The sequence below is a fragment of the Sphingomonas sanguinis genome, from assembly GCF_019297835.1.
Classification (GTDB): Bacteria; Pseudomonadota; Alphaproteobacteria; order Sphingomonadales; family Sphingomonadaceae; genus Sphingomonas; species Sphingomonas sanguinis_D.
Map to the genome: position 1 here is coordinate 3477539 of NZ_CP079203.1, position 23471 is coordinate 3501009.

Genomic DNA, 23471 nt, shown 5'->3' on the forward strand with positions numbered 1-23471 from the left:
CTATCCCTCAACCCGCCCGCCGCCGGTCGCCGCGTCGACGTTCGCCCACCCGGTCGCGTTTGGCGCCGTAGAGGCGGCTGTCGGCATGGTGCATGAAATCGCGATTGGTCCGGCAATCCTCGGGGCGCAGCGTCACGGCGACGGTTCCGGCGCAGCTCATGGTCAAGCCGTCGATCGTAATGGTGATGGTCAGCAACGTCTCGATCCGCGCGCGCAGGGCTTCGGTATCGGCGAGCAGTGTCGTGTCGCGGACGATCAGTCCGAACTCGTCTCCGCCCAACCGTGCGACGAAGCTGCCGTCCAGCCAGTCCGAGCGCAGCCGCTGGCCGACGATGCGCAGTACCTCGTCCCCCGCCGGATGGCCCAGCGTATCGTTGATGAGCTTGAAGCCGTCCAGATCGATCAGGACCAGTGCCAGCGGCTCGCCGCTGGCGGAGGACTCCGCGATCGCCGCCTCCAGCGTCCGATCGAAGGCGGCGCGGTTGGCGAGTAGGGTCAGCGCGTCGGTGTCGGCATTGCGGCGCAGCTGGGTTTCCAGCGCGTGCCGCTCGGTCACGTCCTGGAACATGCCCACCAGACCTTGCGGCGCACCGTCCAGCATCTCGCGTTCGCCCATGACGCGTACGCGCCGCTTGCGACCCAGGGCGGTGACGAAATCCAGTTCGATGTCGAAGGGATCGCCAGTGCGTACCGTATGCTCGATCGTTGCACGCAGGACGGTCCGTGCCTCGGGCGTATAATAGGACAGTCCCTGTTCGACGGTGAAGCTCTGGCCCGGCGGCAATTCATGGATGCGATATACGCCGTCCGACCAGTCGACCTGTCCGGTCCCCAGAACGGCGTGCCATGATCCGATCAGCGCCAGCCGTTCGACCTGACGGACGGTGCGGTCCTTGGCGCGCAGATCGGCGGCCTGCCGCTCGCTGAGTTCGGCCATGGCGGTGGCACGCCGGGCGACCGCGCGCGCGGCGATCAGCGACTCGGTCAGTCGCGCCAGATGGCGCAGAGTCTGTTCCCCCGCCGGGCTGAGCGAACGCGGCGAGGCGTCCATGACGCAGAGCGAACCGATCGCCTGGGGCGATCCGTCCAGATCGGGCACCCGGATCGGCATCCCGGCATAGAAACGTGTCCCCGGATCGCTCATGACGAAGGGATTGACCGCGAAACGCGGGTCGCGGCTCAGGTCGGGCACGACGGTCACGTCGCTCGACTGGATGGTATAGTCGCAAAAGGCGACCTCGCGCGGCATCTGCCGGGGCAGCGCGCCGATCGCCGATTTGACCCAGAAACGGTCACGGTCCGCAAGCGTCAGCGCCGCGACCGGACAACCAAGCATCTCGGCGGCCAGCGAGACCAGCGCGTCGAACTCCGCCTCCGGCTCGCTGTCGAGCAACGCATGCGCCTGAAGCGTCGCGAGGCGGCGCTCCTCGTCAAGCGGTGCGGGGATGGCAAGGGGAGCTTCCATCATCATATAAGGACCATAGCGAAAAGAGTTTTCAAAACCTTAAAAATGCACGGAAGCATAAGAAAATATTCGGCTTTTTGTTTGTTCAAAAATACAGAACACGACCGGCCGAACCGGGGATGGGGTGGATGACGCATTTGTCACATTATGGTCACCCCGAGGTATCCCCCTGCGCTGTAGCCCTGCATCCCACGGAGTTCGAAGAGCTCGGCGCCCGACACTCCCGGGGGTGCCGTCGAGGCCGGCGGGAAGAGCGCTTCCCGCCGGCCTTTCCTTGGCGGCAGCAGTGGTGAGCCGGGATCGAGCGACCCCGACACGACGCCGCAATGTTGAATGTCGCCCAAAGACGGAGCAGACGAGCCGATGAGCCGCAAAATCCTGATCGTCGAAGATGACGCCTCGACCGCCGCCTATGTGGCCAAGGGGCTGGCCGAGGCGGGTTATGCCGTCGAGCAATGCGGGGACGGCCGCGACGGCCTGTTCTTGGCGAGCGAGGGCATCTTCGACCTCATCATCGCCGACCGGATGCTGCCGCGCCTGGACGGGCTTGCGATGGTCAGCGCGATCCGCGCGGCGGGCATCTCGACGCCGGTGCTGGTGCTCTCCGCGCTCGCCACGGTCGACGACCGCGTCGACGGGCTGAAGGCGGGCGCGGACGATTATCTGTGCAAGCCCTTCTCCTTCGCCGAGCTGTCGGCCCGGATCGAGGCGCTGGTCCGCCGTTCCGATCGCGCCGCGTCCGAGCCGACCCGCACCAAGCTGAGCGTCGGCGATCTGGAGATCGACCTGCTGGCGCGCACCGTGACGCGCGCGGGCAAGATCATCCCGGTCGGCGCGCGTGAGTTCAACCTTCTGGAATTCCTGGCGCGTCATGCGGGCCAGGTCGTCACCCGCACGATGATGCTGGAAAAGATCTGGAACTATCATTTCGACCCAGGCTCGAATGTGGTCGACGTCCATATCGGCCGTCTGCGCCGCAAGCTGGAGGAAGGGTTCGGCAGCCCGATCCTGCATACCGTGCGCGGCGCGGGCTACAGGCTGGCCGTCGAAGGGTGAAGCCCCGGCTGACGATCTCGGCGCGGATCGCGCTGCTGTCGATCATCCTCGCGCTGGTATCCAATCTGGCGCTGGTCGGCTTCATCTGGAAACAGACCAGCGCCGATGCGGTCGCGGCCCTGCACCGCGAGATCGTCGAGCAGGCCGATGCCCTGCGCGCCGTCTGGCGGACGGGGGCGCTGCCCGCGCTGGCCGATGCGATCAAGGAGGCGCGCGAGCCGGGCGACGTATCGCTGGTGCTCGCCATCTTCGATCCGCAGGGGCACCGGATCGCGGGCTATGCGCCGCGCCATCTGGCGGTGCCGCTGGCCGATACGCCGTTCCGTATCGCGGTGCTCGGGCGCGAAGGCGTCTGGGACTCGCGCGAGGCGGGCTATACGTTGCACCCGATCGGCAAGGACTGGCTGTTGGTCGGGCGTCCGCTCGACCTGATCGAGGCGCAGCAGGTCGCGATCGAACGGGCGCTGGCGCTGGCGGTGTTCCTGTCGCTGATGCTGGGGGCGGGCACCGGACTGGTGCTGGCGCGCTACGTCGCGGGGCGGCTCAACACCATCGTCGCGGTGATCGACGCGGCGGGCGAGGGGGACCTTTCCCGCCGGGTGTCGCTGGTCCGGTCGGGGAATGACGAGGGCGATGCCTTCGATCGGCTGGCCGAGCGGCTGAACGCCATGCTTGGCAAGATCGAGCAGTTGATGGCCGAGCTGCGCGTCGTCACCGACAGCCTGGCGCACGATCTGCGCTCGCCGCTGGCGCGCCTGCGCACCAAGACCGAGCAGGCGGTGCTGATCGCCGATCCGGCGCAGCGCGAGGCGGCGCTGGGCGGGTTGCTGGTCGAAACCGACCTCATCATGCGGATGCTGACCATGGTGATCGAGATCAGCCGATCCGAGTCGGTGACTCGCGACCGCTTCACACTGGCCTCGCCGGTGGAACTGGTCGAGGAGATCGGCGAACTCTATGCGCCCGTCGCGGAGGATGCCGGATTGCGCTTCCTCATCGAGGTGGAAGCACGTCCCGCGCCGCTGCCGCTGCACCGCGAATTGATGAGCCAGGCGCTGTCCAACCTGATCGACAATGCGTTGAAGCACGGCGCATCGGGCGGGCAGGTGACGTTGCGGCTGCGCGAGGGTGTGGAAGGTATCGTCTTCCAGGTCGAGGATCACGGCCCCGGCATCGCCGAGGCGGACCGGGCGCAGGCGCTGAAGCGCTTCGGGCGGCTGGACACGGCGCGCACCACACCGGGGGCGGGGCTGGGCATGGCGCTGATCGAAGCGGTCGCGCGGCTCCATGGCGGACGGTTCGAGCTGGGCGACAACCAGCCGGGCCTGATCGCGCGGCTGGTGATTCCCTAAGGCCAGGCTTTCTCCGGCGGGAGAGGAAACCTGCCAGGCCTATTCCCTGGGACCGATCGACATTCATCCTATTCCTCCCCTGCAAGGGGAGGGGGACCATCCATAGGATGGTGGACGGGTGTCCCGGCTTATGGGGACAGTCCACCCTCGCCGCTGGTGACATCCCTCCGTCACGCCTGCGGCCTGCCACCTCCCCTTACAGGGGAGGAGAAAACACTGTGCCCGTTAGCGGTGGCTTGTGCCACCGAATAACCAAGCCGCGGCCCCGCCCCGCGGGGCCGCGAGTCTTGGTTATTCCCACTCGATCGTGCCGGGCGGCTTGCTGGTGTAATCGTACACGACGCGGTTGATGCCCTTCACCTCGTTGATGATCCGGGTCGTCACGCGCGGCAGGAAGTCGCCGGGGAAGTCGAAGGCCTGCGCGGTCATCCCGTCGACCGAGGTCACCGCCCGCAGCGCTAGCACCGAGTCGTAGGTGCGGCCATCACCCATCACGCCGACCGAGCGCACCGGCAGCAGCACCGCGAAGGCCTGCCAGATCGCGTCGTACAGACCCGCCTTGCGGATTTCCTCGAGATAGATGGCGTCCGCCTTGCGCAGGATGTCGCAGCGCTCGCGCGTCACCTCGCCGGGGATACGGATCGCCAGGCCGGGTCCGGGGAAGGGATGGCGGCCGACGAACACGTCCGGCAGGCCCAGCTCGCGGCCAAGCACGCGGACCTCGTCCTTGAACAGCTCGCGAAGCGGCTCGACCAGCTTCATGTTCATGCGTTCGGGCAGGCCGCCGACATTGTGGTGGCTCTTGATCGTCACCGACGGACCGCCGGTGAAGCTGACGCTCTCGATCACGTCCGGGTAGAGCGTGCCCTGGGCCAGGAACTCGGCCCCGCCGATCTTCTTGGCCTCGGCCTCGAAGACGTCGATAAAGGTCTTGCCGATGAACTTGCGCTTGGCCTCGGGGTCGGTGACGCCCGCCAGGCCGTCCATGAACAGGTCCTGCGCGTCCACATGGACGAGCGGGATATTGTAGTGGCCGCGGAACAGGCTGACGACCTGCTCGGCCTCGCCCTGGCGCAGGATGCCGCCGTCGACGAACACGCAGGTCAGCTGGTCGCCGATCGCCTCATGGATCAGGAGCGCCGCCACCGACGAGTCGACGCCGCCCGACAGGCCGCAAATGACCTTGCCCGTGCCCACCTGCTCGCGGATCTCGGCGATCTTGGCGGCGCGGAATTCGGCCATGGTCCAGTCGCCGGAAAGCCCGGCGACATGGCGGACGAAATTGGCAATCAGCTTGGCGCCGTCGGGCGTGTGAACGACTTCCGGGTGGAACTGCATCGCATAGATGCGGCGCTCGTCATTGGCGATGATCGCGTAGGGCGCGCCGGGGCTGGTCGCGACGACACGAAAACCGGGGGCGAGGGCCGTGACCTTGTCGCCATGGCTCATCCACACCTGATGCCGCTCGCCCGTCGTCCACAGGCCGTCGAACAGCGTGCATTCGCCCTCGACGGTGATGAACGCCTCGCCGAATTCGCCGCTGTCGCCCTTCTCGACCTTGCCGCCCAGCTGCTCGGTCAGCGCCTGCTGGCCGTAACAGATGCCCAGCATCGGCAGGCCGCTGTCGAGGATCGCCTGCGGGATGCGCGGGCTGTTCTCGTCGACGACCGAGGCGGGGCCACCCGACAGGATGACCGCGGCGGGGTTGATCCGCGCGAACGCCTCGGCGGCGGATTGGAAGGGCACGATCTCGCTATAGACCCCCGCCTCGCGCACGCGGCGCGCGATGAGCTGGGTGACCTGGCTGCCGAAATCGACGATGAGGATGCTGTCCGGGTGCTCCATGGCGGTCCGATAGCGATGTCTTTTGCGAAAAGCTACCGGGGCGGACGTGTTTCCGTAGAGTGGATGGCCGTCATGGAGATGCCGTAGAAGGCCAAACTGCAATTCTTGGCACGCCCCTCCCGCAAGCGGGAGGGGATGGGGGAGGGCAAGCCAGGAGCCATTCACTCGGTGAGACACCCTGCCCTCCCCCCGGCCCCCTCCCGCCTGCGGGAGGGGGTGCGCTAGGTGCGAGCCGGGTGAAAATACAAAAAGGGCCGCCCCATTGCTGGGACGGCCCTTCCTCGAAGGTCTTCGAGGCTGCGCGAATTTACGCGGCTTCGTCGAAATCTTCCTCGTTCATCACCGGACCCGAATCCTGGCCCTTCGCCGAGACGTCGCGGTCGACGAACTCGATGATCGCCATCGGCGAGGCGTCCGACGCACGGATGCCTGCCTTGATGATGCGGGTGTAACCACCGTTGCGGTCGGCATAGCGCGACGCCAGAACGTCGAACAGCTTCACCAGCTGCGCGTCGTCGAGCAGACGGGCATGGGCCAGACGACGGTTCGACAGGCCGCCCTTCTTGGCCAGCGTCACCAGCTTTTCGACATAGGGACGCAGTTCCTTCGCCTTGGCGACGGTGGTGGTGATCTGCTCATGCTTGATGAGCGCGGCCGACATGTTGCGGAAAAGCGCAATACGATGAGCCGAGGTACGCTGCAGCTTACGGCCGCCGACGCGATGACGCATGGTAGTTCCTTCGTTCGTTAAGGGGCCGTGTCACGGTACCCCAGAGCTGGTGACTGTTGAGGCCGTCACCTTCGCCTGTCTTGTGGCCCTCCGGTTTTCACCGGGGAGCGGGTCAGCAAAGCTGCTGGAGCGGCCGGGACCGGATCACGGCGAAGCCGCGATCCTGACGTCGAACGGGTCGCCCGAAGGCGACCCGCCGGCCGAGCTGTTTTCGTCTCCGGCGCAATTGCTTGCGCCGGTGCGAAATCAGCCCATGATCTCCTGTTCCAGCTTCTTGGCCATTTCCTCGATATTCTCGGGCGGCCAGCCGGGGATTTCCATGCCCAGGCGCAGACCCATGGACGACAGCACTTCCTTGATTTCGTTCAGCGACTTGCGGCCGAAATTCGGGGTGCGCAGCATCTCGGCTTCGGTCTTGCCGACCAGATCGCCGATATAGATGATGTTGTCGTTCTTGAGGCAGTTCGCCGAACGCACCGACAGTTCCAGCTCGTCGACCTTCTTGAGAAGGTAACGGTTGATCTGCTGCGCGTCGCTCTGCGGCTCGCCACCGGCGGCGGGGATCGCCGCCTGGCCCACGGGGGCCGCGCGGGTGAGCGCCGAATCGTCGAAGTGCACGAACAGCGCCAGCTGGTCCTGGAGGATGCGCGCGGCATAGGCCACGGCGTCTTCCGGAGTGACGGTGCCGTCGGTCTCGACCGAGAGCGTCAGCTTGTCATAGTCGAGGTCCTGGCCGACGCGGGTCGGATCGACCTTGTACGACACCTGACGGACCGGCGAGTAAAGCGCATCGACCGGGATCAGACCGATCGGCGCATCGGCCGGACGGTTCGACGCGGCGGGGACATAGCCCTTACCGATGTCGGCGGTCAGTTCCATGTTGAACGTCGCGCCTTCGTCGAGATGGCAGATCACCAGGTCCTTGTTCATGACCTCGATGTCGCCCGACACGGCGATGTCGCCGGCCTTGACGGTGGCGGGACCGGTCGCCGACAGCTGGAGCCGCTTGGGGCCTTCGCCCTGCATGCGGATCGCGAGCTGCTTGACGTTCAGCACGATGTCGGTGACGTCTTCACGCACACCGGCGAGCGACGAGAACTCGTGCAGCACGTTCTCGATCTTGATCGAGGTGACCGCCGCGCCCTGGAGCGACGACAGGAGCACGCGGCGAAGCGCGTTGCCCAGCGTCAGGCCGAAGCCACGCTCCAGCGGTTCGGCGACGAACGTCGCCTTCCGCTTGCCATCGCCGCCCTTTTTCTCGAGCGCGTTGGGCTTCTTCAGTTCCTGCCAGTTCTTTGCGTTGACAGACACGTGGTTCCCCTGAGTTGTGGGCCGGAACGGGGACGGTTCCAGCCATGGAGAGAGGCATGGCCGACTCGTCAGCCGGCCATGGGAAGCATCAGACGCGGCGACGCTTGGAAGGCCGCACGCCGTTGTGCGGGATCGAGGTGACGTCGCGGATCGAGGAGATCTGGAAACCGACCGCCTGCAGCGCGCGCAGCGCCGACTCGCGGCCCGAACCCGGACCCTTCACTTCGACTTCCAGGGTGCGGACGCCGTGCTCGGCGGCCTTCTTGCCCGCGTCTTCCGCTGCGACCTGCGCCGCATACGGGGTCGACTTGCGCGAGCCCTTGAAGCCCATCATGCCGGCCGACGACCACGAAATGGCGTTGCCCTGCGCATCGGTGATGGTGATCATGGTGTTGTTGAAGCTGGCGTTCACATGGGCGACGCCGGCGGTGATGTTCTTGCGCTCGCGACGGCGAATGCGCTGCGGTTCACGTGCCATTGGATGAAAGTCCTGACCTAGTATCCTGGTACGGAGAGCGGCGGGCGGTCAGCCACAAGCCTGCCTCCGGCGGAGTAATTTGCCTGGGCGAATTACTTCTTCTTGCCTGCGATCGGCTTCGCCTTGCCCTTGCGGGTGCGCGCATTGGTGTGCGTGCGCTGGCCGCGGACCGGCAGGCCCTTGCGGTGACGCAGGCCGCGATAGCAGGCCAGGTCCATCAGGCGCTTGATGTTCATCGCGGTTTCGCGACGAAGATCGCCTTCCACCGTGTGATCGGCGTCGATGGTTTCGCGGATCTGGAGGATTTCCTGATCCGACAGGTCCTGGACGCGACGATCGGCGGCGATGTCCAGCTTGTCGGCGATCTGCTTCGCCTTGGCCGGACCGATGCCGTGGATATAGGTCAGCGCGATCAATACGCGCTTGTTGGTCGGGAGGTTGACACCCGCAATACGTGCCATGAAACTTGTTCTCCTAGCTCCACGGAGCATGGCATGGCCGCACATGCTCCATCTCAACGCGATGGTTCCGCCACGCGGAATGGCGACGCACGCAACTCGCGCGTCGTTCAACCGGGGGTGTTGGAAGGACGGTCAGTTAGGCGCCGCGCAACACCCTGTCAAGCGATCGGTTCCACAAACTTGCTCGATTGAAGGCGCTTGAGCGTCAACCAGCGGCGAGCCGATACGATCGCCCAGACGATCTCCACCACCCCGAACGGCCATGCCCCCTGAAGAAAGCCATAGGCCGATCCCGCAACGCATCCCAGGCAGAAGCCCAGCGTCCACCAATGCGACCCCGATTCCATCGCATAGCAGACTAGGGTGAAGGAAACGGCGAGCAGGCCGAACAGGGAAAGCGTGTCCATGCGCCGGGGTGTGTAAGGCGCTGACACGACAGGGCAAGTCCTGAGCGGCCTGCTGAACGGCCGCGACGGGGTGGTGGCTCGGCCTAACGCGCCGGAATGATGTTCATGGCGAGCATCGTGAAGACCGCCGCGCCTGCCGCGATACGATAGACGACGAAGGGCAGATAGCCGCGCGTCGACACCAGCTTCAGGAACACCATGATGACGCCGTAACCACTGACGAAGGCGACGAGGGTGGCGAGCAGCGTCGGCCCCGGTCCGAACGTCCCGAACCGCCCCCAGCTGTCGGCCAGCTCGAACAGCCCCGAGGCTAGCACCGCCGGGATCGCGAGCAGGAAGGAATAACGCGCCGCCGCCTCGCGCGTATAGCCGAGCAGCAACCCCGCGCTGATCGTGCCGCCCGATCGCGACACGCCGGGGATCAGCGCCATCGCCTGCGCAAAGCCCAGTACCAGGCCGACACGCCACCCCAGCCGCCCCAGTGGCTTGCGCTTCGCGCCCAGCCGGTCGGCCGCGCCCAATACCAGCGCGAAGACGATCAGCATCGTCGCGGTGATGCGCAGGTCGCGCAGTCCGCCCTCGATCTGATGCTTGAACGCCAGGCCGAGGATCGCGATCGGCAGAGTGCCGAGGATCACCAGCCAGCCCATGCGCGCGTCGGGCGACAGGGTGGCGGGACGGCGGATCACCGAGCCCAGCCAAGCCATGGCGATGCGCCAGATATCCTTGCGGAAATAGAGCAGCACCGCCGCTTCGGTGCCGATCTGGGTGATGGCGGTGAAGGCCGCGCCGGGATCGTTGCCGGAAGGGAGCAGGGCGCCCGCGATCCGCAGATGCGCGCTCGACGATACCGGCAGGAACTCGGTGATACCCTGCAACAGCCCCAGAAACAGGGCTTCCAACCAAATCATTATAAATACGAACCTTTATATGCAGCGCCCGCCATGGGCCGGGGGACGATCAGGGGGCACCCCGAAAGTCGCCCGGTCCGTCATTGCGCCGTATCAGCCCTCCTTGCGAGGCGCCTCGGCCAGCCGCCAGCGCTCCAGCTGGGTCAGCACATCGTTCGCGATCTGCCCGACGGTAAAGCCGGTCAGGTCGCGGAAACCCGTTTCGCCATTGGTCTGTGCCGCGAGCATCCAGGCGAGACTTCGGCGACGCTCGGGCGCCTCCAGCGCGGTATAGGCGGGCAGGGGGCGCGAGCGGGGCGACAGGCGATAGACGAAGGGGCGGCCATCGCGGGCGGTGATGGTCAGCTCGACCTTGTCGTCCTCGCTGTCCAACCGGCTGGCGGTCCAGCCTTCCGCCTCCAGCGCCTCCAGCACCGATTGCAGCGCGGGTTCGCCTTGCGCCTTGAGTTGGGCGAGAATGTCGGCGCGGCGCGCGGGCACGATCAGCCGCTTGATCCGCTCGCTGATCGCGGGGCCGTCACCGGGCAGCGTCACGCCCGCCAAATCGGCATTGGTCTGGCGCACCAGCCCGACCGCCAGCAACAACATGATGAAGCAGAAGGGGAGGGCGGCGAGCAGCGTCGCCGACTGCAACGCGCCCAATCCGCCCGCGACCAGCAACAGCGTCGCGGTGACGCCCAGCAGCACGCACCAATACATACGCTGCCAGCGCGGCGTCTCCTCGGTGCCACCCGAGGCGAGGGTGTCGATGACCAGCGCGCCGGAATCGGCCGAGGTCACGAAGAAGAAACCGACCAGGACGATGGCCAGTGTCGAGGTGACGCTGGCGGCGGGCAGATATTCCAGGAACTTGAACAGCGCGGTCGACAAGTTGGCCTGCACCGCGTCGGCGATCCCGCCATGCGCGCCGCCGAGATCCAGCGAGATCGCGGTGTTGCCGAACACCGTCATCCACAAAAAGGTGAAGGCGGTCGGCACGAACAGCACGCCGATCACAAACTCGCGGATGGTCCGCCCGCGCGAGATGCGCGCGATGAACATGCCGACGAACGGCGACCAGGCGATCCACCACGCCCAATAGAACAGCGTCCAGTCCGCCATCCAGGCGCGCGGCTCATAGGCATAGAGGGTGAAGGTGCGCTTCACGAAATGATCGAGATACAGGCCGAAATTCTGCACTAGCGCGCGCAGCAGGAACAGGGTCGGCCCGACCGCCATCACAAACAGCATCAACAGGACGGCGAGCACGAGGTTCAGCTCGGACAGGCGGCGAATACCCCGGTCCGCACCGCTCAGCACAGACAGCGTGGCCGCGCCCATCACCAGCACGATGACCGCAATCTTGACGGTCAGCGTGTCGGGCAGGCCATATTCGTAATTCAGCCCCGCCGTCATCTGCGACACGCCGAAGCCCAGCGAGGTGGAGACGCCGAACACGGTGCCGCACACCGCGAAGATGTCGATCGCATCGCCCAGCGGGCCGTCGATCCGCTTGCCCAGGATCGGCGACAGCCCTGACCGCAGGGTCAGCGGCATGTCCTTGCGATAGGTGAAATAGGCGAGGCTCATGCCGACCAGCGCATAGATCGCCCAGGCATGGACGCCATAATGGTGGAAGGTGATCGCCATCGCCTCGCGCGCGGCCAGGATGGTGCCGCTGGGCGCTTCGGGCGGCGAGATATAATGCTGGATCGGCTCGGCGACCGCGAAATACATCAGGCCGATGCCCATGCCCGCCGCGAACAGCATCGCCAGCCACGACAGATAGGGAAAGTCCGGCTCGGCATCGTCCGGCCCCAGCTTCAGCTTGCCCGCCGGGCCGAAGCCCAGCGCCAGCACCACGACCAGGAACACCGCGACCGCCGAGATATAGAACCAGCCGAACGTATCGATCGCCCAGGATTGCGCCGTCTTGAACGCGGCGTCGGCGGTGCCCGGCATGGCCAGCGTCGTCACGAGCAGCAGCGCGATGATCCCGGAGGCGCCCCAGAAGACGCGCGGGTTGATCTCACTTTTCATCATATCAATAGGTTAGCACCGGCGCGCCGGAATGGCGAATTGGCGATCCAGATCAAGTGGCCGGACCGGCCGGCGGGTCCGATCGGGCATCCGGCTTCGGTCCGGGGGCTTAACCGGCCGGTATGATTATTCGTCTATCTGCTTTCCCAACGAGATTCAGGGCTCAGGGGAGTGGGATATGCGACGTTGGGGTTGGCTGCTGGCATCGACGGCGGCATTGACGGTGTCGGGGACCGTCACGGGAACGGCATCGGCGCAGGGGCTTCGCTCCGTGGCACCGGCCTCGAAGGACAAGGCGGACGGGAAAAAGCCCAAGGCCGCGCCGTCCAACAGCGGCGACATCGTCGTCACCGCCACCCGCCGTTCGCAGCGCCTGTCGAGCGTGCCGATCGCGGTCAGCGCCTATGGCCGGGTCGCGTTGCAGAATTCGGGGGCGACCGACATCCGCCAGATGACCCAGTTGGCGCCGTCGCTGCTGGTCAGCTCGACCGGCTCGGAGGCGAACGCCACCGCGCGTATCCGCGGCATCGGCACGGTGGGCGACAATCCGGGGCTGGAAAGCTCGGTCGCGGTGTTCATCGACGGCGTCTATCGCAGCCGGACCGGCTCGGGCCTCAACGACTTGGGCGAGGTGGAGCGTATCGAGGTGCTGCGCGGGCCGCAGGGCACGCTGTCGGGGCGCAACTCCTCGGCGGGCGCGATCAGCATCTACACGCCCTATCCCGCGTTCAAATATGGCGGTTATGGCGAGGTCAGCTACGGCAATTACAATGCCGTACGCGTCGCAGGTGCCGTCACCGGTCCGGTGATCGGCGACACGCTCGCCTTCCGGGTGGACGGTGTCTACAACAAGCGCGACGGTTTTCTGTACGACGTCGTCAACAAGACCGATTACAACGACCGCAACCGCCTATTCGTGCGCGGCCAGCTGTTCTGGAAGCCGACGGACGATTTCTCGGTCCGCCTGATCGGCGACTATACGCACCGCGACGAGAAGTGCTGCGGCGCGGTCTATATCGACACGCGCGAAAAGGTCGATCCGACGCCGGGCGTCGCCGGCGATGCGGCGATCAATCCGCAGAACCGCATCGTCAACATCCTGCGCAGCCTGGGCGGCGTCCTGCCCAGCCAGAGCGATCCCTATAATCGCCGGATCGCGCAGACGCCGGGCCATGCCTATTCCAACGTGACCGAGGATTATGGCGTCTCGGCGCGCGTCGGCTGGGATATCGGCAAGGTCCAGCTGATCTCCATCTCCGCCTATCGCGAGTACAAGGCGGGCGGGGCGGGCGATGTCGATTACAGCAATGTCGACATCATCGATCGCCCGAACAACGGCCGCGCTTACCGCCAGTTCAAGACCTTCACGCAGGAAACGCGTCTCAGCGGGTCGATCCTGAACAACCGGCTCGACTGGCTGGTCGGCGGCTATTTCGCGCATGAAGACCTTCAGGTGTCGGACAATCTGATCTTCGGCTCGCAATATGGCGCCTTCGCCGCGTGCCGGGTCGTGGCGACGATCAATCCGACCGCGGCATTGCAGAATCCTGCCAATCCGGGCTGCCTGAGCGGCGCGGGTCGCGCCGTCCTGACCGGCGCGCTGGGGCCGACGCTGGTCGGGGCGATCGACCGGTTGAGCACGATCAACAATGTCGGTTCGCTGCGCGATCTCTATGACCAGACCAGCACCAACTTCGCGTTCTTCACGCACAATATCTATCGCCTGACCGACACGCTGAGCGTGACCGGCGGCCTGCGCTACACCAACGAGCGCAAGAAACTTCGTGCGAATTTCGAGAACAACAACACCGCCTGCCCGCTGCAGCAGGCCGCGCTTCGTCCATTCCTGCTCAGCGGCAATCCGACCCTGGCCAATCTAGCCGGGGGCATCCTGACGCTCAGCTGCAACGGCAATTCCACGTCCGCGCTCACCGGGCTGCCGCTGTCCGACTCGATCGGCGAGGGGCAGGTTACCGGCACCGCCGTCGTCTCGTGGAAGCCGGTGGACAGCACGCTGATCTATGGTTCCTATGCGCGCGGCTACAAGGCGGGCGGCTATAATCTCGAACGCTCGGACCTGACCCCCAATGTGTACGGGACGCCAACGGCGGCGTCGGTGACCAATCTGCGCTTCGACCCCGAAACGGTGAACGCCTATGAGCTGGGGGTGAAGTTCACCTCGCCCAACTTCACCCTCAACGCCGCCGCCTTCCGCTCGGAATTCAAGAACTTCCAGCTGAACACGTTCAACGGCACCGGCTATATCGTCCAGAATATCAGCGCGTGCGGCAGCGACCTGAACGGCGCGGATCGCGACGACTCCCCGACGACCGGTCGATGCACCGGCAAGGTGAAGGCGGGCGTGGTGACGCAAGGGATCGAGCTGGAAGCGGGCATGTATCCCGTGCCCGACGTCACCGTCCATATGGGCTATACCTATGCCCACACCAATTATGCCCGGAACCTGGTCGGCAGCGATGCGGGCGAGCCGCTCAGCAACGCGCTGTTCCTGCTGCCCGGCAGCATGATGTCGAATGCCCCGCGCCATGTCGTGACCTCCTCGGCCAGCTGGACGCCGTCGATCGCGGGCACGGGCATGACCGCGCTCTTCTATGTCGATGGCCGCCTGACCAGCGATTACAACACCGGCTCGGACCTGTTCGCCGAGAAGAAGCAGGACGGCTTCTTCCTGATGAACGCGCGCATCGGCCTGCACGGCAAGGACCAGCGCTGGGCACTGGAATTCTGGGGCCAGAACATCCTCAACACCAATTACCAGCAGGTCGCGTTCAACATGCCGTTCCAGGGTTCGGGTAGCCTGTCGCAGGTCCAGCGGTTCGGCGCACCGAATTATGCCACCGCCAACGCGCTGTTCGGTTCGTACCTGGCGGAACCGCGAACCTATGGCCTGACGCTGCGTACGCGGTGGTGAGGGCGATGCTGTGTGGTGATTGGCGCGCCCGGAGGGATTCGAACCCCCGACCGAGGAGGTAGAAGCTCCTTGCTCTATCCAACTGAGCTACGGACGCGCGGATGGCGGTGTCCCTAGCGTGGTTTGCCTGGGTTGGGAATGGCGATAAATGTCGGTCCGCTTGGTGAAAGGGATCGGCATGGACGTGGAACGGGTGGTGGCGAACCGGGACGTGGGACACGGGGCTTTCCGCTGGTTCGACTTCGTCATGGCGGCGTTCGTCACCATCCTGCTGTTGTCCAACGTCATCGGCGCGGGCAAGGTGGCGGTCATCACCCTGCCGTTCGTTGGCGAGTGGCCGTTCGGGGCGGGGATTCTGTTCTTTCCCCTCAGCTACGTCATCGGCGACGTGCTGACCGAGGTCTATGGCTATGCGCGCGCCAGGCGGGTGATCTGGGCGGGGACGGCGGCGGTGCTGTTCATGGCGTTCATGAGCTATGTCGTCGTGGCGCTGCCCCCGGCACCGAGCTGGACCAATCAGGCCGCTTATGAGGTGATCTTCGGCCAGGTGCCGCGCATCGTGCTGGCCAGCGTCTGCGCCTTCTGGGCGGGCGAGTTCGTCAACGCCTATGTGATGGCGCGGATGAAGCTGTGGACCGGCGGGCGGCACCTCTGGTCACGGACGATCGGCTCGACGCTTGTGGGGCAAGGGGTGGACAGTCTGATCTTCTATCCGCTGGCTTTTTGGGGCGCGGTTGGCTGGACGCCGTATCTGGTGGTCGTGGTGCTGTTCACGCAATGGGCGCTGAAGGTGGGCTGGGAAGTGCTGCTGACGCCGGTGACCTATCTGATCGTCGGCTGGCTGAAACGCGCCGAGGGGGTAGATGTGTTCGACGAGGGCACGGACTTCACGCCGTTTAGGGCGCGGGTTTGAGCGGGGTTTCGGTTCGCGCGAAGCCGCGATGACGCAAAGAGTTTTAAAGAGGATTTGGTCGCGCGGAAGCGCGGTGGGCGCAAAGAGGTCGTACGCAGCGTCGGCTGTATGCTTCTATACAAGCCATAGTAGGCGGGAGGGCGCCTCCAAACGCGAGATACCTTCGCGTCCTCCGTGCCTCCGCGTGAACCAGCCTTCTTCGCGCCGTCGCGGCTTCGCGTGAATCCAAATGAAAAGGGGAAGCGAGTTGCCTCGCTTCCCCTTTTCAAATGTCATCCCGTGGCCTTCGGCTTCGCTCAGGCTGAACGGAGGTAGGAATTATGCCCCCACCATCTCCAGCAGCCCCTCGAACAGGCGGCGGCCATGGTCGCCGCCGTGCGCGGCTTCGATGCGGCGTTCGGGATGGGGCATCATGCCCAGCACGTTGCGCTTCTCGTTCAGCACGCCCGCGATGTTGCGGGCCGAGCCGTTGACGTCCTCGGCATAGCGGAAGGCCACGCGACCTTCGCCTTCCAGGCGGTCGAGCGTATCGGTGTCGGCGAAGTAGTTGCCGTCATGATGCGCGACCGGGATACGGATCGTCTCGCCCTGTTCGTACAGGCGGGTGAAGGCGCTGTCGGTGTTCGCGACCTCCAGATTCACGTCGCGGCACACGAAGTTGAGCGAGCGGTTGCGCATCAGCGCGCCCGGCAGCAGGCCGGTTTCGGCCAGCACCTGGAAGCCGTTGCACACGCCGAAGACCGGCGTGCCCTTGTTCGCCGACTCCACCACCGCGCGCATGATCGGCGAACGGGCCGCGATCGCGCCGCAGCGGAGATAGTCGCCGTACGAGAAGCCGCCCGGCACGCCGATCAGCCCCAGCCCCTCGGGCAGTTCGCTGTCGCCGTGCCAGACCATGGCCGGCTTGACGCCCGTCACCGCCTCCAGCGCGACGGCGAGGTCGCGGTCGCAGTTCGAGCCCGGAAAGACGATCACGGCGGTCTTCATCAGGCGCGCTCCACCCGGTAATTCTCGATCACGGTGTTGGCGAGCAGCTGGCGGCACATCTCGTCGATCTGCGCGTCGGTGGTCGCGTCGGCGACTTCCAGCTCGATCAGCTTGCCCGCGCGCACGTCGTCGACGCCCGCAAAGCCCAGGCTTTCCAGCGCATGATGGATCGCCTTGCCCTGCGGGTCGAGCACGCCGGGCTTCAGGGTGACGAAAATCTTCAGCTTCATTACTTGCCCCGGCTCTTGCGGTGTTCTTCCAGATCGAGAACGGCGGTGTCGCCCCCCTCGGGCAGCAGGCCCAGACGGCGCGCCACTTCCTGATAGGCCTCGACCTCGCCGCCGAGATCCCGGCGGAAACGGTCCTTGTCCAGCTTCTCGTTGGTGGTCATGTCCCACAGGCGGCAGCCATCGGGGCTGATTTCGTCGGCCAGGATGATGCGACCGAAGTCGTTGTCCCAGATGCGGCCGAATTCCAGCTTGAAGTCGACCAGGCGGATGCCGATCGCGGCGAACATGCCCGACAGGAAGTCGTTCACGCGGATCGCCAGGTCGGCGATGTCGTGCATTTCTTCCTGGCTGGCCCAGCCGAAGCAGGCGATATGCTCGTCGGTGACCATCGGGTCGCCCAGCGCATCGTCCTTGTAATAATATTCGATGATCGTGCGGGGCAGCTTCACGCCCTCTTCGATGCCCAGACGCTTGGACAGCGAGCCCGCCGCGACGTTGCGCACCACGACCTCGATCGGCACGATCTCGACCTGGCGGATCAGCTGCTCGCGCATGTTCAGGCGGCGGATGAAGTGGGTCGGAACGCCGATATGGTCGAGCATGGTGAAGACATGCTCGGAGATACGGTTGTTCAGCACGCCCTTGCCGTTGATCGTGCCCTTCTTCTGGGCATTGAACGCGGTGGCGTCGTCCTTGAAATACTGGATCAGCGTGCCGGGCTCGGGGCCCTCGTACAGGATCTTGGCCTTGCCTTCGTAGATTTGGCGGCGGCGAGCCATGCGGCGGTCCCCTGAAATGAGTACAGCCCCGGCGCCCCCATGCTGAGGCCCGAGGCGGGATGGCGCGGCCTATAATGGATGGAACGCGGCGGCGCAATGGAGCGGGGCACCGTCCGGTCATCCCGTTTCGCCCCGCCTGGTCAAGGATGACGTCGTCGTAATCCGTGATCCATGATGAACAGTTTTTGGAAGAGAGATTAAAGAAATGTAAGGTGGAAAGTAACGGAAACCGATCGGATAGATCAGGGGTTTTGGCTATGCTTGCAAAGGAGGTAGTCATGAACAAGCTGATGATCGGTGTTGTTGGTGGAGCCCTGATGCTGACGGCCGGTGCTGCCGTCGCGCGGCCGGTGCATATGGCGCCGCGTGCTCAGATCTGGGAGCAGGCGCATGTGCCGCTCGCCAATGGCATGGAAGCCATCGCGGTGGTGAAGAACGGTAATGCCGAGCGCACCGTCGCCTGCCGCGATACCGCGGACGTGCTCGCCACCTTCCGTCCCGAAGTCGTCGCCTTCCAGCCGGTCCGTGGGCCGCATGGCAAGCTGAAGACCGACGAGGATGTCGCCGGGGTCGAAACCTTCACCCCCGTCGCCTTCCAGAACTGCACGGTGGCCGCAGGCGACCACTTCCAGCAGGATGTGACCCAGGCCCAGGCGAACCAGGCCTAAGGCCGCCTTTCCCTCTCCCCTGGACAGGGGAGAGGGGTAGCGAAGCTTGCCAGCGTGCTGGCTAGCGCAGCTGGGGTGAGGGGTCGAGCGAGCCTGAAGGCTCGCGCGCTCTTCGAGCGCCACCCCTCACCCAGCTCCGACTAGGCCTTTGCTTTCGCAAAGACCAAGTCTGCGCAACCCTCTCCCCTCTGCGAGGGGCGAGGGAATAAGGGGGGCGCCTCAGAAATCGGCGAGGAGTCCGACGAACAGCGTCCGTCCGTAATTCACCGTGCCATAGGTCGGATCGTCCAGTCGCGTGTCCGCGACGTTATAGACACCGCCCTTCAGGGTCAGGCCGCGCGTCAGCCGCTGCGTCGCCAGCAGGTCGGCGGTCGCATAGGGCGGGGCGGGCGAGCCGGTTACGGTCGCCTCATATTCCTTCCCGTAATAGTTGAACGCGGTCCATATCCGCGTGTCGGGCGTGGCATCCCAGTCCAGCCGGGCATTGCCCTTGAAGCGCGGGGTCAGAGCCAGCGGCGCGCCGATATTGGGACCGCTCTTCTGCTGCGAATCGAGATAGGTCAGGTTGCCGCGAATCGACAGCGTCGGGTCGATCCGCCAGCGCCCCGCAACCTCGACGCCCAGGATCGAGGCGCGGTTCAGATTGACCCGTTCCATGATCTGCAAGCCCTGCCACCGGCGCGTGGTGGTGATGGTCGACAGCGCATCGCGGAAGTCGTTGTAGAAAATGGTGGCGTTGGCGGCGATGCCCGCCCGGTTCGACCAGGTCAGCGTCGCCTCGTAATTCACGCTGCTTTCGGGGCGCAGCGCCGGATTGCCGAACTGGACGAAGCGGTTGCGCCGGATCACCGCATAGTCCGGGATGACGGCGCGCAGCTCGGGCGCCTTGAAGCCGCGTGCGACGCCGCCCTTCAGGGTCCAATGATCGTCCATATGCCACACGGCATAGGCGCGCGGATTCAGGTGGCGACCATAGAATTGATGGTCGTCCAGCCGGATGCCGCCGGTCAGGGTGAAGCCCGGCAGGACCCGCCATTCATTCTCGGCGAAGATCGCCTTCTGCACCACCGAATAGCGTTCATACTCGCGCGCGTTCGGCTGGCCGGCATTGGCCTGGTTCCAGTCGCGCAGCCCCGTTTTCAGCCACTGTGCGCCGATGGTCGTGGTGGTGCGGGCGAAGGGCATCACCAGCTTGCCGTCGAGTACGCGGTTGCGCACCTCGGGGCGACGCCCGAATACATCGGTTTGGTTCGGAGTTGCCAGCCCCTCGCGGCTGGTCTTCTCATCCAGATAGGACAGCAGCGACGACAGCCTGCCCCAGCGGCCATTGTGCATCAGCGACCAGTAATCGCGGTCATTGTCCTGCTGGCGCGTCGCCCAGTTGGGGCTGACACCCTCGCCATTGCGAAGCCGCGACAGGCCGCCTTCCAGGATCACCTCATGCCCGGTGGCGGGGGTCAGGACCAGGCGGCCGGTGGCGCTGCGCTGGCGCGCGCGAGTAAAGCCGTTGGTGACGATCACATTGTCGTCCGCGCCGCGCGCCAGATAGCTGCCCCAGGCCTGTACGCCCAGCAGGCCAGGCACGACCGGGCCGCTGACAAAGGCTTGCGCGTTCCCGGCATTGCCCTGGTCGCCCGAGGGGCGGATCGAGAGGTCGTAGGACAGGCTGCCGCTCCATTGTGGGGTCGGGCGGCGGGTGATGATGTTGATGACGCCGCCGATCGCGTCCGAGCCATAGAGCGACGACATGGGCCCGCGCACCACCTCGACCCGCTCGATCGCGGCGGCGGGCGGGGTGAAGCTCTGCTCGTAACCACGATTGCCGTTGACGCGGGACTCGCGGCCGCTCTGGCGGCGGCCATCGACCATCACCAGCGTATAGTCGCCGGGCATGCCGCGAATCTGGATGTCGGTTTCGTTGGCACTGCCGTTCACCGTCACGCCCTCGACGTCGCGCACCGCGTCGGCCAGGCTCTGAATCGAGCGGCGGCGCAGGTCGTTGCCGTCGATGATGGTGATCGACGCCGGGGCGTCCTCCTGCCTCTGGCTATAGCCGGTCGCGGTGACGACGATGTCGCTGTCGCCGGTCTTTTCCCCGCCGGTCGGCGCGGTGCTCTGCGCCGCCACGGGCGCGGCAAAAATCAGGGTTGAGAAGGACGTGCACAGCGACAAGGCACCAATGTGCCATCGCCGCGACCGCGAGGTCGAGACGTTGATGAGCATGATTCCCCCATGGAAACGACCTGCTGACGAGGTCCGGGGAAGAAATAAAGATATTGCGAATCGATTTCAACAATGTGTTGTAAGTAGAAATATTACGTTACAAAGCAGTGGGGAATAACAACCGGAAAACAAGCGACTGGCCCGCAGGGGCCTTTGGGCGGTGCCATTCGTTCGGCCGCAATCGGATCGGCTCAGGTGCTGATCGCAAGAATGTTCCCGATTTGATCCTCCCGATTGCTCCTTGGGTCATGGCTTGCTAGAAGCTGGGCTTCCATGGCGATCGATCTCCGCGACAATCCTCCCGTCGGCATTCTGGACGCACCCTTCGACAGCGCGCTGTCGGAGCGGTATCTGGTCTATGCGCTGTCGACGATCACCGCGCGCTCGTTGCCCGATGTGCGCGACGGCCTTAAGCCCGTTCACCGGCGTCTTCTCTGGGCGATGCGGCTGCTGAAGCTCGATCCGGCCTCGGGGTACAAGAAGTGCGCGCGCGTCGTCGGCGACGTCATCGGTAAATACCATCCGCATGGCGACCAGTCGGTCTATGACGCGATGGTCCGCCTGGCTCAGGATTTCGCGCTGCGTTACCCGTTGGTCGACGGGCAGGGCAATTTCGGCAATATCGACGGCGATAACGCTGCTGCGTACCGTTACACCGAGGCCCGGCTGACCCAGGTCGCGATCGACCTGATGGACGGGCTGGACGAGGACGCCGTCGCCTACCGCCCGACCTATAATGGCGAGGAGCAGGAACCCGAACTTTTCCCCGGCCTGTTCCCCAACCTGCTGGCGAACGGCGCCAGTGGCATCGCGGTCGGCATGGCGACCAGCATCCCGCCACACAATGCCGCCGAATTGCTGGAGGCTGCGATCCTGCTGGTCGATCAGCCCGACGCGGACGACGATGCGATCCTGGCGCTGGTCAAGGGACCGGACTTCCCGACCGGCGGCATGGTTGTCGATGCGCCCGCCATCTTGCGCGAAAGCTATACGACCGGTCGGGGTGGCTTTCGCGTCCGCGCGCGCTGGGAGATCGAGCGCGAGAAGGGCGGCGGCTGGCAGATCGTTATCAGCGAAATCCCCTATGGCGTCGCCAAGGGCAAGCTGATCGAACAGATCGCCACGCTGATCAACGACAAGAAGCTGCCGATCCTGGCCGATGTGCGCGACGAATCGGATGCGCAGGTGCGGATCGTTCTCGAACCGCGCGCGCGTACCGTCGATCCTCAGGTGCTGATGGACGGGTTGTTCCGCTTCTCCGACCTGGAGACGCGGGTCAGCCTGAACCTCAACGTGCTGGACAAGGACCGCACCCCGCGCGTTATGAGCTTGCGCGAGGCGCTGGCCGCCTGGGTCGAGCATCAGTTCGTCGTGCTGCGGCGTCGCTCCGAACACCGCTTAAGCAAGATCGCCGACCGGATCGAACTGCTCGACGGCTATCTGGTCGCCTATCTCAACCTCGACCGGGTGATCGAGATCATCCGTACGGAGGACGAGCCCAAGGCGGTGATGATCGAGGAATTCCGCCTGACCGACCGACAGGCCGAGGCAATCCTGAACATGCGGCTGCGTTCGCTTCGGCGGCTCGAGGAATTCGAGATTCGCGGCGAGCGCGACAAGCTGGACAAGGAGCGCGAGCAGCTGACGCTGCTGCTCGGCTCCGAACAGCGTCAGCGGACGCGGATGAAGAAGGATCTGGGCAAGATCCGCGACCGCTATGGCCCCGAGACTGCGCTGGGCGCGCGCCGCACGCTGATCGAGGAAGCCGCGCCGACCCGCGATATTCCGCTGGAGGCGATGATCGAGCGCGAGCCGATCACCGTCATCCTGTCGCAGCGCGGCTGGATCCGCGCGATGAAGGGGCATGTCGACCTCGCCTCGGCCGACACCGCCAAGTTCAAGGAAGGCGACGGTCCGGCCTTCGCCTTTCATGCGCAGACCACCGACAAACTGCTGCTGGCGGCGGCGAACGGGCGGTTCTTCACGCTGGCGGCGGACAAGCTACCCGGCGGGCGGGGCTTCGGCGAGCCGGTGCGCGCGATGATCGACCTCGACGGATCGATCGGCATCGCCGGTTTCCTTCCTGCGAGCCGCGCGGCTAAGCTGCTGGTCGCGGCGTCGGACGGACGCGGCTTCATCGTGCCGGTCGCCGACACCATCGCCGAGACGCGCAAGGGCAAGACCGTGCTGACCCCGCGTGCCGGGTCCATGCTGAAGGTCGTGCGGCCGGTGGGGGCGGAGCATGATTATGTCGCGGCGATTGGCGACAACCGGAAGCTGCTGGTCTTCCCGCTGACGGAGTTCGTAGAGCTGTCGCGCGGCACCGGCGTCCAGCTCCAGCGCTATCGCGACGGCGGACTTTCGGATGCGACGACCTTCGTCTTCAAGGATGGGCTGAGCTGGCCGATGGGCGGCGATACCGGGCGGGTCCGTACCGAGTCCGATCTGTCGGCGTGGCGCACCGCGCGGGGCGCAGCGGGGCGGATGCCGCCGACCGGCTTCCCGCGCGACAACCGCTTCGATTAGGCGTCGTGGACTATTTCCGGCGAGGGTGAGGGCGATCGGCAAAGCCGTTCCGCTTGCAGGAAACCGTGGAATCGCACCGGTCTGACGATGAATCCCCGCTGGCCTCGCAATGCTTCGTTAACTAGATTTTTCGTTGAGTTTTAGAGGCTCTTAACATTCGCGGGCTACGCGGGTGACT

19 protein-coding genes and 1 tRNA gene are annotated in these 23471 nt (G+C 65.4%); 6 read left to right on the top strand and 14 right to left on the bottom strand.

The genetic code is table 11. The features are described 5' to 3' along the window. Positions 1-7 precede the first annotated feature (7 nt). Entirely contained in the window at positions 8-1465 is a 1458-nt protein-coding gene (locus KV697_RS16270) for a sensor domain-containing diguanylate cyclase (RefSeq protein ID WP_257575381.1), read from the bottom strand. A 363-nt stretch (positions 1466-1828) separates the two neighbouring features. Between KV697_RS16270 and KV697_RS16275 the strand changes: the two genes are divergently transcribed. Together KV697_RS16275 and KV697_RS16280 are read left to right on the top strand one after the other, a co-directional pair. Next, positions 1829-2521: a response regulator transcription factor gene (locus KV697_RS16275; protein ID WP_056431327.1), complete on the top strand. Its 693-nt coding sequence runs from the start codon at positions 1829-1831 to the stop codon at positions 2519-2521. After that, positions 2518-3873 (top strand): sensor histidine kinase, encoded by a 1356-nt coding sequence (locus KV697_RS16280; RefSeq protein ID WP_219019080.1) that lies wholly within the window; start codon positions 2518-2520, stop codon positions 3871-3873. The genes KV697_RS16275 and KV697_RS16280 overlap by 4 nt, the downstream gene beginning before the upstream one ends. Before the next feature lie 291 nt (positions 3874-4164). Here the strand turns inward: KV697_RS16280 and guaA are convergent, their stop codons facing one another. The 8 genes from guaA to KV697_RS16320 all read right to left on the bottom strand — a co-directional run bounded on the left by guaA (position 4165) and on the right by KV697_RS16320 (position 12038). Next, the gene (gene guaA / locus KV697_RS16285) at positions 4165-5718 is read right to left on the bottom strand and encodes a glutamine-hydrolyzing GMP synthase (RefSeq protein WP_219019081.1); all 1554 of its coding nucleotides are present in this window, start codon (positions 5716-5718) and stop codon (positions 4165-4167) included. A gap of 307 nt (positions 5719-6025) precedes the next feature. Beyond that, the gene (gene rplQ, locus KV697_RS16290; RefSeq protein ID WP_042486385.1) at positions 6026-6448 is read right to left on the bottom strand and encodes a 50S ribosomal protein L17; all 423 of its coding nucleotides are present in this window, start codon (positions 6446-6448) and stop codon (positions 6026-6028) included. A gap of 246 nt (positions 6449-6694) precedes the next feature. Beyond that, entirely contained in the window at positions 6695-7759 is a 1065-nt protein-coding gene (locus KV697_RS16295; RefSeq protein ID WP_219019082.1) for a DNA-directed RNA polymerase subunit alpha, read from the bottom strand. Between the two features lie 88 nt (positions 7760-7847). Then, positions 7848-8237 carry a 30S ribosomal protein S11 gene (gene rpsK / locus KV697_RS16300; RefSeq protein ID WP_042486392.1) on the bottom strand — a complete coding sequence of 130 codons (390 nt, stop codon included), beginning with the start codon at positions 8235-8237 and terminating at the stop codon, positions 7848-7850. 92 nt (positions 8238-8329) lie between these two features. Further along, on the bottom strand, positions 8330-8698 hold the full coding sequence (gene rpsM / locus KV697_RS16305; RefSeq protein WP_219019083.1) for a 30S ribosomal protein S13: 369 nt from the start codon (positions 8696-8698) through the stop codon (positions 8330-8332). Positions 8699-8856: 158 nt separating this feature from the next. Beyond that, positions 8857-9105, bottom strand: a complete 249-nt coding sequence (locus KV697_RS16310; protein WP_219019084.1) for a hypothetical protein — start codon at positions 9103-9105, stop codon at positions 8857-8859. 83 nt (positions 9106-9188) lie between these two features. Continuing rightward, positions 9189-10016, bottom strand: coding sequence for an undecaprenyl-diphosphate phosphatase (locus tag KV697_RS16315; protein WP_219019085.1), 828 nt, complete (start codon positions 10014-10016; stop codon positions 9189-9191). A gap of 93 nt (positions 10017-10109) precedes the next feature. After that, a complete protein-coding gene (locus KV697_RS16320; RefSeq protein WP_219019086.1) occupies positions 10110-12038 on the bottom strand; it encodes a BCCT family transporter in 1929 nt (642 codons plus the stop codon). A 175-nt stretch (positions 12039-12213) separates the two neighbouring features. Between KV697_RS16320 and KV697_RS16325 the strand changes: the two genes are divergently transcribed. Next, the gene (locus KV697_RS16325; RefSeq protein ID WP_219019087.1) at positions 12214-14967 is read left to right on the top strand and encodes a TonB-dependent receptor; all 2754 of its coding nucleotides are present in this window, start codon (positions 12214-12216) and stop codon (positions 14965-14967) included. Positions 14968-14987: 20 nt separating this feature from the next. Here KV697_RS16325 and KV697_RS16330 read toward each other — a convergent pair. Continuing rightward, positions 14988-15064, bottom strand: a tRNA-Arg gene (locus tag KV697_RS16330). 81 nt (positions 15065-15145) lie between these two features. On the opposite strand from KV697_RS16330, the gene KV697_RS16335 reads away from it, so the two are divergent. Further along, positions 15146-15880, top strand: a complete 735-nt coding sequence (locus tag KV697_RS16335; protein WP_219019088.1) for a queuosine precursor transporter — start codon at positions 15146-15148, stop codon at positions 15878-15880. A 318-nt stretch (positions 15881-16198) separates the two neighbouring features. On the opposite strand, the gene purQ is transcribed toward KV697_RS16335, so the two are convergent. From purQ to purC, 3 genes are read right to left on the bottom strand one after another with little or no spacing between them, the layout of a single operon-like run. Further along, the gene (gene purQ / locus KV697_RS16340; RefSeq protein WP_219019089.1) at positions 16199-16867 is read right to left on the bottom strand and encodes a phosphoribosylformylglycinamidine synthase subunit PurQ; all 669 of its coding nucleotides are present in this window, start codon (positions 16865-16867) and stop codon (positions 16199-16201) included. Beyond that, positions 16867-17097: a phosphoribosylformylglycinamidine synthase subunit PurS gene (gene purS / locus KV697_RS16345; protein ID WP_219019090.1), complete on the bottom strand. Its 231-nt coding sequence runs from the start codon at positions 17095-17097 to the stop codon at positions 16867-16869. The genes purQ and purS overlap by 1 nt, the downstream gene beginning before the upstream one ends. Next, a complete protein-coding gene (gene purC / locus KV697_RS16350) occupies positions 17097-17876 on the bottom strand; it encodes a phosphoribosylaminoimidazolesuccinocarboxamide synthase (RefSeq protein WP_007405170.1) in 780 nt (259 codons plus the stop codon). Before purC ends, purS begins: the two co-directional genes overlap by 1 nt. Positions 17877-18154: 278 nt before the next feature. Between purC and KV697_RS16355 the strand changes: the two genes are divergently transcribed. Beyond that, positions 18155-18544, top strand: coding sequence for a hypothetical protein (locus tag KV697_RS16355; protein WP_219019091.1), 390 nt, complete (start codon positions 18155-18157; stop codon positions 18542-18544). Positions 18545-18763: 219 nt separating this feature from the next. Here KV697_RS16355 and KV697_RS16360 read toward each other — a convergent pair whose 3' ends face one another. Continuing rightward, a complete protein-coding gene (locus KV697_RS16360; protein ID WP_219019092.1) occupies positions 18764-20767 on the bottom strand; it encodes a TonB-dependent receptor domain-containing protein in 2004 nt (667 codons plus the stop codon). A gap of 273 nt (positions 20768-21040) precedes the next feature. Here KV697_RS16360 and parC point away from each other — a divergent pair, with 273 nt between their 5' ends. Further along, complete coding sequence (parC, locus tag KV697_RS16365; RefSeq protein WP_219019093.1) at positions 21041-23293, top strand: DNA topoisomerase IV subunit A; 2253 nt, start codon at positions 21041-21043, stop codon at positions 23291-23293. The last annotated feature ends 178 nt before the right edge of the window (positions 23294-23471 follow it).

Excerpts from the sequence above, each read along its gene's own strand:
- KV697_RS16270 (WP_257575381.1), bottom strand. The coding sequence starts at position 1,465 with ATGGAAGCTCCCCTTGCCATCCCCGCACCGCTTGACGAGGAGCGCCGC.
- KV697_RS16275 (WP_056431327.1), top strand. The coding sequence starts at position 1,829 with ATGAGCCGCAAAATCCTGATCGTCGAAGATGACGCCTCGACCGCCGCC.
- guaA (WP_219019081.1), bottom strand. The coding sequence starts at position 5,718 with ATGGAGCACCCGGACAGCATCCTCATCGTCGATTTCGGCAGCCAGGTC.
- rplQ (WP_042486385.1), bottom strand. The coding sequence starts at position 6,448 with ATGCGTCATCGCGTCGGCGGCCGTAAGCTGCAGCGTACCTCGGCTCAT.
- rpsK (WP_042486392.1), bottom strand. The coding sequence starts at position 8,237 with ATGGCACGTGAACCGCAGCGCATTCGCCGTCGCGAGCGCAAGAACATC.
- rpsM (WP_219019083.1), bottom strand. The coding sequence starts at position 8,698 with ATGGCACGTATTGCGGGTGTCAACCTCCCGACCAACAAGCGCGTATTG.
- KV697_RS16310 (WP_219019084.1), bottom strand. The coding sequence starts at position 9,105 with ATGGACACGCTTTCCCTGTTCGGCCTGCTCGCCGTTTCCTTCACCCTA.
- KV697_RS16315 (WP_219019085.1), bottom strand. The coding sequence starts at position 10,016 with ATGATTTGGTTGGAAGCCCTGTTTCTGGGGCTGTTGCAGGGTATCACC.
- KV697_RS16320 (WP_219019086.1), bottom strand. The coding sequence starts at position 12,038 with ATGATGAAAAGTGAGATCAACCCGCGCGTCTTCTGGGGCGCCTCCGGG.
- KV697_RS16325 (WP_219019087.1), top strand. The coding sequence starts at position 12,214 with ATGCGACGTTGGGGTTGGCTGCTGGCATCGACGGCGGCATTGACGGTG.
- KV697_RS16335 (WP_219019088.1), top strand. The coding sequence starts at position 15,146 with ATGGACGTGGAACGGGTGGTGGCGAACCGGGACGTGGGACACGGGGCT.
- purQ (WP_219019089.1), bottom strand. The coding sequence starts at position 16,867 with ATGAAGACCGCCGTGATCGTCTTTCCGGGCTCGAACTGCGACCGCGAC.
- purS (WP_219019090.1), bottom strand. The coding sequence starts at position 17,097 with ATGAAGCTGAAGATTTTCGTCACCCTGAAGCCCGGCGTGCTCGACCCG.
- purC (WP_007405170.1), bottom strand. The coding sequence starts at position 17,876 with ATGGCTCGCCGCCGCCAAATCTACGAAGGCAAGGCCAAGATCCTGTAC.
- KV697_RS16355 (WP_219019091.1), top strand. The coding sequence starts at position 18,155 with ATGAACAAGCTGATGATCGGTGTTGTTGGTGGAGCCCTGATGCTGACG.
- KV697_RS16360 (WP_219019092.1), bottom strand. The coding sequence starts at position 20,767 with ATGCTCATCAACGTCTCGACCTCGCGGTCGCGGCGATGGCACATTGGT.
- parC (WP_219019093.1), top strand. The coding sequence starts at position 21,041 with ATGGCGATCGATCTCCGCGACAATCCTCCCGTCGGCATTCTGGACGCA.